This window comes from Mucilaginibacter sp., assembly GCF_965277465.1.
GTDB lineage: Bacteria > Bacteroidota > Bacteroidia > Sphingobacteriales > Sphingobacteriaceae > Mucilaginibacter.
The window spans coordinates 205,563-217,402 of sequence record NZ_CBDICW010000002.1 but is presented as its reverse complement, the minus strand read 5'-3'; the positions used below and the strand labels follow the sequence as shown (position 1 = coordinate 217,402).

The 11,840-nt window shown below is 40.8% G+C and carries 11 protein-coding genes; 4 read left to right on the top strand and 7 right to left on the bottom strand.

The features are described from left to right. Positions 1–7 precede the first annotated feature (7 nt). Genes rplW through rplC form a run of 3 tightly spaced genes read right to left on the bottom strand, consistent with a single transcriptional unit; the run spans position 8 to position 1,549 of the window. A complete protein-coding gene (gene rplW / locus ACQY4U_RS13225) occupies positions 8–298 on the bottom strand; it encodes a 50S ribosomal protein L23 (protein WP_428329916.1) in 291 nt (96 codons plus the stop codon). Positions 299–300: 2 nt separating this feature from the next. Continuing rightward, the gene (gene rplD / locus ACQY4U_RS13220) at positions 301–930 is read right to left on the bottom strand and encodes a 50S ribosomal protein L4 (protein ID WP_428329915.1); all 630 of its coding nucleotides are present in this window, start codon (positions 928–930) and stop codon (positions 301–303) included. 1 nt (position 931) lies between these two features. Further along, positions 932–1,549 carry a 50S ribosomal protein L3 gene (gene rplC, locus ACQY4U_RS13215; protein WP_428329914.1) on the bottom strand — a complete coding sequence of 206 codons (618 nt, stop codon included), beginning with the start codon at positions 1,547–1,549 and terminating at the stop codon, positions 932–934. 436 nt (positions 1,550–1,985) lie between these two features. Here rplC and ACQY4U_RS13210 point away from each other — a divergent pair, with 436 nt between their 5' ends. The 3 genes from ACQY4U_RS13210 (at position 1,986) to ACQY4U_RS13200 (ending at position 5,688) form a co-directional block, all read left to right on the top strand. Next, positions 1,986–3,512, top strand: a complete 1,527-nt coding sequence (locus tag ACQY4U_RS13210; RefSeq protein ID WP_428329913.1) for a rhomboid family intramembrane serine protease — start codon at positions 1,986–1,988, stop codon at positions 3,510–3,512. A gap of 140 nt (positions 3,513–3,652) precedes the next feature. Continuing rightward, on the top strand, positions 3,653–4,282 hold the full coding sequence (locus ACQY4U_RS13205) for an energy transducer TonB (protein ID WP_428329912.1): 630 nt from the start codon (positions 3,653–3,655) through the stop codon (positions 4,280–4,282). Further along, complete coding sequence (locus ACQY4U_RS13200; protein ID WP_428329911.1) at positions 4,279–5,688, top strand: C45 family autoproteolytic acyltransferase/hydolase; 1,410 nt, start codon at positions 4,279–4,281, stop codon at positions 5,686–5,688. Before ACQY4U_RS13205 ends, ACQY4U_RS13200 begins: the two co-directional genes overlap by 4 nt. 66 nt (positions 5,689–5,754) lie before the next feature. On the opposite strand, the gene ACQY4U_RS13195 is transcribed toward ACQY4U_RS13200, so the two are convergent. Next, positions 5,755–7,014, bottom strand: a complete 1,260-nt coding sequence (locus ACQY4U_RS13195; RefSeq protein ID WP_428329910.1) for an NAD(P)-binding domain-containing protein — start codon at positions 7,012–7,014, stop codon at positions 5,755–5,757. Positions 7,015–7,196: 182 nt separating this feature from the next. Between ACQY4U_RS13195 and ACQY4U_RS13190 the strand changes: the two genes are divergently transcribed. Beyond that, positions 7,197–7,928 carry a hypothetical protein gene (locus ACQY4U_RS13190; RefSeq protein WP_428329909.1) on the top strand — a complete coding sequence of 244 codons (732 nt, stop codon included), beginning with the start codon at positions 7,197–7,199 and terminating at the stop codon, positions 7,926–7,928. A gap of 174 nt (positions 7,929–8,102) precedes the next feature. Here the strand turns inward: ACQY4U_RS13190 and ACQY4U_RS13185 are convergent, their stop codons facing one another. The 3 genes from ACQY4U_RS13185 to fusA all read right to left on the bottom strand — a co-directional run bounded on the left by ACQY4U_RS13185 (position 8,103) and on the right by fusA (position 11,815). Then, the gene (locus tag ACQY4U_RS13185; RefSeq protein WP_428329908.1) at positions 8,103–9,140 is read right to left on the bottom strand and encodes an acyltransferase family protein; all 1,038 of its coding nucleotides are present in this window, start codon (positions 9,138–9,140) and stop codon (positions 8,103–8,105) included. 149 nt (positions 9,141–9,289) lie between these two features. Beyond that, positions 9,290–9,595 carry a 30S ribosomal protein S10 gene (rpsJ, locus tag ACQY4U_RS13180; protein WP_022830652.1) on the bottom strand — a complete coding sequence of 102 codons (306 nt, stop codon included), beginning with the start codon at positions 9,593–9,595 and terminating at the stop codon, positions 9,290–9,292. A gap of 108 nt (positions 9,596–9,703) precedes the next feature. Next, complete coding sequence (gene fusA / locus ACQY4U_RS13175) at positions 9,704–11,815, bottom strand: elongation factor G (RefSeq protein ID WP_428329907.1); 2,112 nt, start codon at positions 11,813–11,815, stop codon at positions 9,704–9,706. Positions 11,816–11,840 lie beyond the last annotated feature (25 nt).

The window sequence follows — 11,840 nt, the reverse complement described above, 5'->3', positions numbered from 1 at the left end:
TCTTTATTTATATACCGCTATAAAAATCTATTACCTCTCCGCTGCCTAAAGTAACAATCGCTTTTTTGTAAGTTGCAGCACGGCCGCTAACGGCGCCTGCCTTAGTATTGCGAGTTTTTAGTTTACCAACGTATTTCATAGTGTTTACAGCCTTAACGTTAACACCATACATAGCCTCAATTGCTCCTTTGATCTGAATTTTATTAGCTCTTGGATCAACCTTGAAAGCATAACGATTAAGCTTCTCGGTTAATTGAGTTATTTTTTCAGTAAGTAAGGGTTGTTTTAAAATTTCCATAATTACTTAGCTAATGCTTCCTCCAAAGTTTTAAGAGCGCCTGTGGTTAAAATTAGCTTGCCTGCGTTTAACACATCGTATGTGTTTAACTGCTCAGCAAGGATAACCTTAGTTTGCTTCAGGTTTCTGCTTGATAAATAAACATTGTTATTTGCAGCGCCTAATACTAAAAGTGTTTTTACGTCACTAACATTAAGATCTGCGGTAAGCTGTATGTAGCTTTTGGTTTTAACTGAGTCAAAAACAAAATCTTCTACTACAACAATGTTGCTGTCTTTTGCTTTGTATGATAAAGCTGATTTACGTGCCAGTGATTTAAGTTTCTTGTTTAACTTGAAACTATAGTCGCGGGGCTGAGGACCGAATACACGGCCACCACCATTAAACAATGGTGATTTAACACTACCTGCGCGGGCACCACCGGTACCTTTTTGTTTATATAATTTGCGGGTTGAACCTGCAATTTCGTTACGCTGTTTTGATTTGTGTGTACCTTGACGCTGGTTAGCTAAATATTGCTTAACATCAAGATAAATCGCGTGATCGTTTGGTTCAATACCGAATACGGAATCAGAAAGTTGCACCTTGGCACCTGTTTCTTTACCTGATACATTTACTACGTTAACTTCCATCTTATTTATCCACTATTACGAATGAACCCTTAGCTCCTGGGATGGAACCTTTAACAACCAACAGATTCTGCTCTGCAAACACCTTCACAACCTGTAAGTTTTGAACTTTTACACGCTCATTACCCATTTGGCCCGCCATACGCATACCTTTAAATACACGTGAAGGCCATGATGAGGCTCCTAACGAACCCGGTGCACGTAAGCGGTTATGCTGACCGTGAGTTTGCATACCCACACCACCAAATCCGTGACGTTTTACAACACCTTGAAAGCCTTTACCTTTTGAGGTTCCAACTACATCAACAAAGTCTCCGGCAGTGAAAATCTCAACGGTAACAGTGTCACCTAATGATTTTTCGTCTTCGAAACTTTTAAATTCAACCAGCTTACGTTTTGGCGTAACACCAGCTTTTTGGAAGTGACCTTTTAGAGGACCTGAAGTGTGTTTTTCTTTTTTCTCACCGTATGCAAGCTGAATAGCTGCATAACCATCTGTATCAACAGACCTGATCTGCGTTACAACACAAGGGCCAGCTTCGATTACTGTGCAGGGAATGTTTTTTCCTGCTTCATCGAAAATGCTGGTCATTCCTACCTTTTTACCAATTATTCCTGACATTTTCTTTATTTTTTTGTGCCCATCGAAGCAGTAGGGCTTCGTTCAAGACATATTATTCCCCGTTAAGGGACGGCAAAGATAGGAATTTTAGATTAATTGTCAAATACTTAGCAAGTTATTTTTTTATAAATTATTTTGAGTGTCAAATAGTTGGTTTAGTGAAGGGTTCATTATCTTCATTATTCATAAAATTATTGACTCACATGCATTTTAACCAGTTAGCACCAAATAATCCGTCAATAATAATACCCGCCTTAACCCATAATTTTTAAAACATCATGCTTAAAAAAATTAAAAAGCTGTCTAAAAACAGGGAACTACAATATACTCCGGCACTTAGTTGCGTATTAAAAACTGCGCTGTATATTTACTTTTACTAATCCGGTTATTTAATTACCGGGCTTTATCACAAATCAATACCTGAAATTTTAATTATATGGCCTGGGGCATTTCTCCTTATAAAACTGCAGTTATACCCCTGGGCGATTATAATGCCGACCACTACCTTACCTTATTATACCACGCTTTTGCAAACCTTGGCTGGCACACCGGTTACTTTGACCGCGAAGGTATTATTGCCTACACCAATATATCATGGGCATCCTACGCCGAAGAAGTTTCTGTAAGGATTGTGAATAACGAGGTGATCATTAAAAGTGAATGTATAGGCTACCAGTTCTTTTTTTATGATTACGGTAAAAACCAAAAGAACCTTGACTTGCTTTATAATGAAATACCTTACGTTGAATATCATTTACAGCTAAACCTGGAGCAAACAACACAGCAACTGATAGATTCAATACCCGAAAACCAGTTTTTAACTTTGGCAAACCCGCCAATGGGTGCCAAGGAAACACTGCATACCTTTTTTTCGCCTTTTATCCCTACAAAAAACTATCTCATAACCCCCTTACTGGTATTTGTAAACATTGCCGTGTTTATGGTAACCATGCTGCTGCTTTGGATTATGATGGCCATTGTGTTAGCAAAGCATAATGGTGATGCTTCACAAAGTATAGAGGGTGTATATCTTTCCCTTGGCTTCAGTGACCGTACGCAGGTGCTAAATGGGCAGGTATGGCGTTTGCTTACCAATACTTTTCTGCATTTCTCTCTTTTACATTTAACAGGCAACATGATTGTGCTTATATATATAGGCTCAATGCTTGAATGTAAATTAGGCAAGTGGAACTACCTGTTTCTTTATCTTTTTGCTGGTGTATGCGCCAGCCTTACTTCGGTTATATGGAACACCCATATGATATCGGGCGGAGCCTCGGGTCCAATATTCGGCTTATTTGGAATTTTGCTGGCACTGCTTAGCACCAACTTTTATGAGCGCAATGCCCGCCGGGCCCTCCTGATCAGCACGGCAATTTTTGTTGGCTTTAATATTATACCTTTTGGCAAACATATTGATGATGCTGCTCACTTTGGAGGTCTTATAGCAGGTTACATAATGGGCTGGATTGCTTACCTGGGTATTAAGTATAATAAACAAAGCCTTATCAGCGTAAGTACGCTGGCAATTACGGTTCTTTTTATGGGTTTGTGCCTGCGGTATGCGCATACTTACAATTTTAAAGAATTAAATCGCCTGTTAGTTAAAGAGCGGGTGGAGTTAGACAGCCTGAACGATAATTTTTATGGCCAGCAAAATTCAGCATTAAGCCATGCTGACAGGATCTCTATTCTGGAACACCGTGCCCTGCCCCGATTAAAAACCCTTAAAGATATTGCCCAAAAACTTACGCAGGTTCCCCTACCTGATAAGCAAACGCAGATAGCCAAATTCCACTCCAAAATATTATTGCAGGAATGTATGATGTTTAACCTGCTTTATAAAGAGGCCCACGACCAGGACAACATCAAATACCGCCCGGCAATTAATAAGCTGACCGATAACATTAACCAACTGCGCTGCGAATGGGGCAAATTAGATGATGGCAATAATGGTTATTAGCCCAGCTTATACAAAACATGAAGGCCTTCAGTTGAGGGTTCAAGCCAGCGTTTAATTTTATCACTAATTTTTCCTATATTCAGCAATCATTAAAGCTGGGCTGAGTATTGCCGGGCGCAGGCTGATCAAATAATAATTTAATGAAACGTTTATATCCCCTGTTTATCGCTTTAATTACTACTTGCCTGGCACATGCGCAGGATACCGATACTATTAAAAGGCAAAACAACCATACCGCTTTTACCTCTGTTGAGAAAATTCCTGAGTTCCCAGGAGGCGAGGAAAGCTTTAAAAGATATATCAGTAAAAAAATGCAATACCCAGAGATTGCCAGATTGATCGGGATCAACGGAATGCTACGGGTTTCTTTCGTAGTTGACGAACATGGGTTTATTAAAGATGCTACCCCTACAAACTGTATCGGTGCGGGTTGCGAGGCAGAAGCCGTAAAGGTTTTAGAAGCTTCAATACCCTGGATTCCGGGGATACAGAACGGCCGGCCTGTAAGGGTAAAATTCACTATTCCGATAAACTTTTGGGTTGATAAAAAGAGTGTCGCCATTAAAGAGTTAAGAAAATCAGACTATGGTTTTATATTTAATATAAAAGGCAATTTGTATACTATTGACGAGGCCGCAGCCATTCTTGGCAAATCCTTTGAATCCGACCAGGTAGAAATTGCCCAACCTTTTTACAATTATAATAACACACAAAAATTTAAAATCACCGGTAAAAAAGAAGTTTACTTATTAATATTTAAATCGACATGAAAATAAAAACTACCCTTTTATTATGTGCCTGTACCGCCGCCCTGTTTTTTGGCTGTAAATCCAAACCCGAAAAAACCGACCGCCTTGGCAAGGCCACCCGCGAGGATAAGAACGGCTGGATCTACGTGCATTTAGCAGGTTCACCAGCTGATATTGGTTATCAGCATGGTTACCTGGTTGCAAAAGAGATTGACACCTTAATAAAAGTGATGCAGTACTACCTGCCATCGGCCAGTGGTAAAGACTGGGCCTTTTACCGTGCCGCCTCGCAAAGATTTTTATGGAAAAAGATTAATAAGGAATACCAGGATGAAATAAAAGGAATTGCAGAGGGCTTGCAGGCCCGCGGCTTAAAATACGACACCCTGGATATTACCGCGCTGAATGCCAATATCGAACTATCGCAATACTACGTTGCCGCGCTTGATAATAAAGCAAAACCGGGCAGTGGCGATAATAAGGCCCCCGGTAATTGCAGCGCATTTATTGCTACCGGCAGCTTTACTAAAGATCATAAAATAGTTATTGGCCATAATAACTGGACCGATTATATTGAAGGTGAGCGCTGGAATGTGATTGCCGACATCAGGCCCGAAAAAGGGAACCACATATTGATGGACTGCGCCCCCGGCTTTATACATAGCGGTGATGATTTTGTGGTAAGCAAAAGCGGTATACTGATCACCGAAACCACCATTACCGGCTTTAAGGGCTTTGATACCACCCGCACACCCGAGTTTGTGCGTGCCCGCAAAGCGGCCCAATATGCTAACAGCATTGATGATGTAGTAAAAATTATGACCACCGATAACAATGGCGGTTATGCTAACGATTGGCTGATTGGTGATACCAAAACCAACGAAGTGGCTAAATTGGAGTTAGGGCTGAAAGATTATAAAGTATGGCGATCAAAGGATACAGCTATAATAGGATCAAACTTTCCGAGCGACCCTAAGCTGATAAAAGAGGAAACCACATTTGATGTAAACAACAAAACAAGTTCGCCAAATGCGCGCAGGCTGCGGATGGAAAAATTAGTTGCGGTAGATTATAAAGGCAAGCTTGACGAGGCCAACGGTAAAGTTATTGAAGGTGATACTTATGATGCACTGAATGGTAAAAACGCTTACAACCGTTGTGTAATTGACGGCCATGTGGAAGAAGATCCCTTAGGCTGCAAGGAATGGAGCGAAGGCCCCTTCTTCCCGATGGGAGCTGTACAGGGCAAGGTATCAAGCGCGGCTTTAGCTAAAAACATGCAGCTTTGGGCACACATGGGTCACCCGGGTGGTGCCGACTTTTTGGCGGCCCCTTTCTTTAAAAAACACCCCGAATATTTTAAAACCCAGGGTAAATATTTAAGAGATATGAAAGCCTACCCCTGGACTTTGTTCTCAGCAAACTAAATAGCTGAATTTTAGAATTAACAGAATTTTAAAAACCTTGAAATTCTGTTAATTCTAAATTAGTAATTATTCCATCATCAGTCTTCTTATCAGCTCAGCGCTTTGTTTGTTGCCTTCTTCTAACCTCCCCTGAAAAAAGGATTGCACTTCGTTAAAGTGTTTTTTGTAACCTTCCATATCACCATACCCAATAATTGACGACCATTCCCTTACGGCCGAATGAAATTCCAAATCATCGCCGCGGATGGTTTTATCATAAAGGGCGGTTTCTATTGATTCTTCTAACAATTCTTCATTTTTAAACAGGTATTCGGCAATACCGAGCCGCAGGCGGAAGGGCGGGGTCTGGCAGATCAGGTTATCATAAGGATTTACCCCCAAATGGTACCAGGCATCAACCATGCTCAAAAGGCTCAGGTGCGAATTAGGCATCCGTTTTTCAGCATTTTTTGAGAGCGAGAACTCCTTCATTACCGTATCATTCAGCATAATTGGCTTACGGCTTTCATGAAATACAAAATCACGCGCCCGATAGATCCTTGCCCTGAAATTGGCAGCCTCCTCTTTTATCATCAGCTTAAATAATTCTGATTCTGATATAGCATACCGCTTTACCTGGTGCCTTGCATACGGGTTTAGTATGGCTAAGCCGGCATAAACGTGGGCCTTATAACTAAAAATACGCAGTGTGGTAAGTATCTTTACATTATCAATACCCCCTATGTACGATGCATTTTCCCAGGGAAAAAAACCGGCTTCTTTCCAGGCAGTGCCCATACTTTCAAAACCAACGTGGGTAACAGCCTGTGTATCGGCTACTATTTTATCATGATCGTGGTAGTTAGCCATTTCAACAATGTCTGATCCTATCGCCGTAAAAAGATCGAGCATACGCTGATAAGCTTCATCATTAGCACGGTGGCGCACCAAGATCAGTTTTTGCCCCTTAGGGTTAAAGCCCGGGCCATGCATGCCATGAAAAGTAATGATCTGTGCATCGGCAGGCAGGTATTTTTCAAATACTTCTATCTCGGGAGTTTTAACAGAGGTTTGCCCTGCAACAATGGCACCAAACTTGGTTGATGAGCCGCATTCGGCCACCACCTTAGCCATGCTATCTGCCTCAACCGAGTAGATGATCAAATCGCAGGTACGGGATACATCCATCCCGCTATCCATTATTTTTATGTGGTAAGGTGCCAGGTCGGCCTCCAGGCGTTCCCTGTTTTGGGGCAGGTCGCAGCCGCAAACGGTGTAACCTGCATCTGCAAAAGCTTTGGCGTATAAACGCCCCATATCACCCAAGCCAATAATGCCAATATTCATGCCGCTAATATATTATTTAGTATGCAGATTAGCGTTTACTGATTAAGGCTTAGTTAATGCGTTTATCTGCTTTTGCCAGGTGTGATTGCGCTTTGTGACGGCCATACAAAAACTAAACTATGCTCAAAAATTCTCATTTATCACATCAAAATACTAATTTAGCATTAGTTAATATATTTTCTATGCTTCGGATAACCCTTATAGCCCTATTTATTTTTTGCAGTATAACATCAATTAGCTATGCGCAAGACAGTGTAAAAAAGGTTAATACCGTAAAGCCTGCTGCTGCTAAATATAAAGCCTATAAATATCCGCCGGTAAAATACGCAGCTGCAAAAACCGCTGTACCTGTTGTACCAACTGCTGCCCCTGTAAAGCAAGTACCTGCACCAGTAGTGCCTCAGGCACCCGTTGATAAAAGCCTTAACGGCCAGTACCAGTTTTTACTGACCAAGGTTTACCATTACCAGCAGGCACCTATTGCTGACCTATGGCGCAATATAAATGATACTTTAAGAGATAGCAGGCATAAGCTGAAAGATGCCGTTGGCAAATTAGCAGCCCAAAATAAAACCATTGATAGCTTAAACGCAGCCGCCACAACTAAAGACCAAAACCTGGCAGCAGCAAATTCAAGGGTAAATGCGGTGAGTCTGTTAGGTATCCCGATCCAAAAATCTGTTTATAACCTGATTATGTGTGGCCTTGTAATTATATTCGGTGCTACTGCTGCCATTGTGTTAGCCCGCTCGGGAAGCCACAGCCGCGAAGCTAAATACCGTATTAATCTTTACAATGAACTGGAAGAAGAGTTTAAAACTTACAAAGCCAAAGCAAACGAAAAGGAAAAGAAACTTGCCCGCGAATTACAGACCGAACGCAATAAGCTGGATGAGTTGATGGGCAGATCATAGGTTAGCAGCTACCTGTTTTAATATGCAATCATTATTAAGTCTTTGATTTTAGTAAATCGTAGCGAAAACCTCAGGTACGTTTGCGTTGATCTTTTACCTTATCCCTGATCTTTAAAAACTGCCTTTCAAAAATATAGTATGAGGTAAAGGCAACTGTAAAAAGCAAAATTAGCTTTAAAATAAAAAATGCCCCATAAGAATAAGAATGAAAAGGCTTAAGCCAGGGTTGCCATGCTTTATTGCCCAAAACAGCTGCTGCCAAATATATAAACTATACGATATAACCCCCACCTTAACCAAAACAGGGTTAGATAATATTGCCGACAAAAAGTTCCTGCTTTTTAAATTGAGCAGTATAACCCATGCAACAAGTATAGCCGACAAATATTCAGACACGTACTTACTATAAAACAGAAAAGACCGGGTGCTAATAATAACAGCAACAAGCAGGATGAGGAAACTTAAAAAGTAATTATCCTTCACTTTTTCTATCCTGATTATCCCCTTAAATAAAAAAACTGCGGCCAATGAACCAATCAGAATGATGAATGGCCCATTCCAAAAGGTATACTTAGTGATCTTTGTGACCATGCGGATAACCGGATCTGAATCCATAAAACCAACATGGTAATACCCCAAAACAGATATAACAGGAACAATAATTACAATTGAAAGCACCAGCATCAAATACCGGTTAATATTTAAGACCAACAACAAAGGGAATATCAGATAAAATTGCATCTCGGCGGCTAAAGTCCAGAAATGGCCCATAAATGGCTCCTGCTGGTAAGGCAGGTTTTTATAAAACAGTAACGAGGACACGAAGCTTGATTCCACAACGTGAAATTTATAAACCTGGTTTAGGACTATTAACACCAATAAAAAAAGGTATGCAACCGGGACAATGCGAAGTACCCGTTTCAGGTAAAATTGATTTAAATCGATGCTCCCGTATTTCACCTGTTCTTTTAGTAATAAAGTGGTGATCAGAAAACCGCTGATAACAAAAAAGACATTGACGCCTATGTCACCATTAACAAGCAATGGGGTGCTGCGTAAAAAGTAGTTTACCCCAAAGTGATAACCTATTACCATCAGGATGGCAATGCCCCTTAGCCCGTTTAAGGATGGATAATAAGTCCCCTGTACAATTGCAGGCACAGTGCTTATTGGTGCAAATAGTTTTTCCTTAAGCTGCGTTAAATACTTCAAGTGTTTTTATAGCCGAAATGTATGATCAATGTGTTAAGATACAAGAAATACCGCCTATGCTGCTAAAGCTGGCAAATAGTTTTGCTCACAAAAAAAGCCATCCGGATTATTGGATGGCTTTTTAATATTGTTTAGATCTTCCGGTACTATCACACTTTGATCTCAACTTCAACTCCACTTGGCAATTCAAGTTTCATTAAAGCATCAACAGTTTTTGAATTTGAACTGTAGATGTCTAACAAACGCTTGTAAGAGCATAATTGGAATTGCTCACGAGCTTTTTTGTTTACGTGCGGTGAACGCAAAACTGTGAAAATTTTCTTTTCAGTTGGTAAGGGAAGTGGTCCGCTTACTACAGCGCCTGTAGGCTTTACTGTTTTAACGATCTTTTCAGCTGATTTATCAACCAGATTGTAATCGTAAGATTTTAATTTGATCCTGATTCTTTGGCTCATTTTGTTTGTTTTTTAACTACCCTAAGAGCTATTTATTAGGGCAATTGGTTGTTTATTATTTTAATAAGCTGATCAGGTTAAATTTTTAACCCGATCAGCCTAAGTTATTTATGCGTTAGCAGCAGCTCTTTTACCTCTTGCTTTAGCAACTACTTCTTCCTGTACTGCACGTGGCGCTTCAGCATAGTGATCAAACTCCATGGTTGAAGTAGCACGGCCCGAAGTGATAGTACGTAACTGGGTTACATAACCAAACATTTCAGAAAGTGGTACAGTAGCTTTAATTACCTGTGCACCTGCACGTGAGTCCATACCTAACAGCTGGCCACGACGACGGTTCATATCACCGATAACATCACCCATGTTTTCTTCAGGGGTTAAGATCTCGATCTTCATGATTGGCTCAAGCAATACTGGTTTACATTTTGGCAATGCCTCGCGGTATGCAGATTTTGCAGCTATCTCAAAAGATAACGCATCTGAATCGACTGCGTGGAATGAACCATCAATTAAACGTACTTTTAAGCTTGTTAAAGGATAACCTGCTAATACACCATTTGCCATTGAAGCTGCAAAGCCTTTTTCAACAGATGGGATAAACTCACGGGGGATTGAACCACCGCTGATCTCGTTAACAAATTGTAAGCCTTCTTTACCTTCGTCGTTAGGCGAAAGGATAACCTGAATATCAGCAAACTTACCACGACCACCAGTCTGTTTCTTGTAGGTTTCGCGGTGTTGTACAGTACCGGTAATTGATTCTTTATAAGCAACCTGCGGAGCTCCCTGGTTAACTTCAACCTTGAACTCACGTTTCAAACGGTCCATGATAATATCAAGGTGAAGCTCGCCCATACCTGAAATTACAGTTTGGCCGGTTTCTTCGTCTGATCTTACGTGGAAGGTAGGATCCTCTTCAGAAAGTTTACCTAAAGCCATACCCAATTTATCTACGTCGGCCTGTGTTTTAGGCTCAATAGCTAAACCGATAACCGGCTCAGGGAAATTCATTGATTCAAGGATGATCGGGTGTTTCTCATCACAAAGTGTATCACCTGTTTTAATATCCTTAAAGCCTACTACCGCAGCAATATCACCTGCACCTACGTTAGGTATAGGGTTTTGCTTGTTAGCATGCATCTGGAATATACGTGAGATACGCTCTTTATTGTCAGAACGCATGTTATGCACATACGAACCTGCTTCTAAGTTACCCGAGTAAACACGGATAAAGCATAAGCGGCCTACAAAAGGGTCAGTTGCAATTTTAAATGCTAAAGCTGCAAATGGCTCTTTTTCTGATGGCTGGCGTATAATTTCTGCTCCTGTGTTTGGATCAGTACCAACAATACCTTCAACATCCATAGGTGAAGGCAATAATTCCATCACATAATCAAGCATGGTTTGTACACCCTTGTTTTTGAATGATGATCCACAAACCATAGGAACGATCTTAGCATCTAAAACGGCTTTACGTAAAGCGTCAAGCACTTCGCGTTCAGTAATTGTTTCAGGAGCGTCGAAGAATTTCTCCATCAGACTCTCATCATAATCAGCTACAGATTCAAGAAGTTTTTCTCTCCACTCGGTAGCTTCTTCAATCATATCCTCAGGGATAGGCACTTCGGTAAAGGTCATCCCTTTATCGTGCTCATTCCAAACAATACCTTTCCAGTTAATTAAATCAACAACACCTTTAAAGTTTTCTTCGCTGCCTATTGGTAATTGCAATGGTACTGCGTTGCTGCCTAACATGCTTTTTACCTGTTTTACAACATTTAAAAAGTCGGCACCGCTACGGTCCATTTTATTTACGAAACCTATACGGGCAACGTTATAGTTGTTGGCAAGTCTCCAGTTAGTTTCTGATTGCGGCTCAACACCATCAACAGCACTAAAAAGGAATACTAAACCATCTAATACACGTAACGAGCGGTTTACTTCAACAGTAAAATCCACGTGTCCTGGTGTATCAATAATGTTAATGTGGTATTGGTGGCCACGGTATTTCCAATCAATAGTAGTAGCAGCAGAGGTAATGGTAATACCACGTTCCTGCTCCTGTGCCATCCAGTCCATTGTAGCTGCACCTTCGTGTACTTCGCCAATTTTGTGGCTAAAGCCCGAGTAGTACAAAATACGCTCGGTAGTGGTAGTTTTACCTGCATCAATGTGAGCGGCAATACCTATGTTTCTTGTATATCTAAGATCTCTTGACATCTGTTTTATTTGATTTCTTGATTAT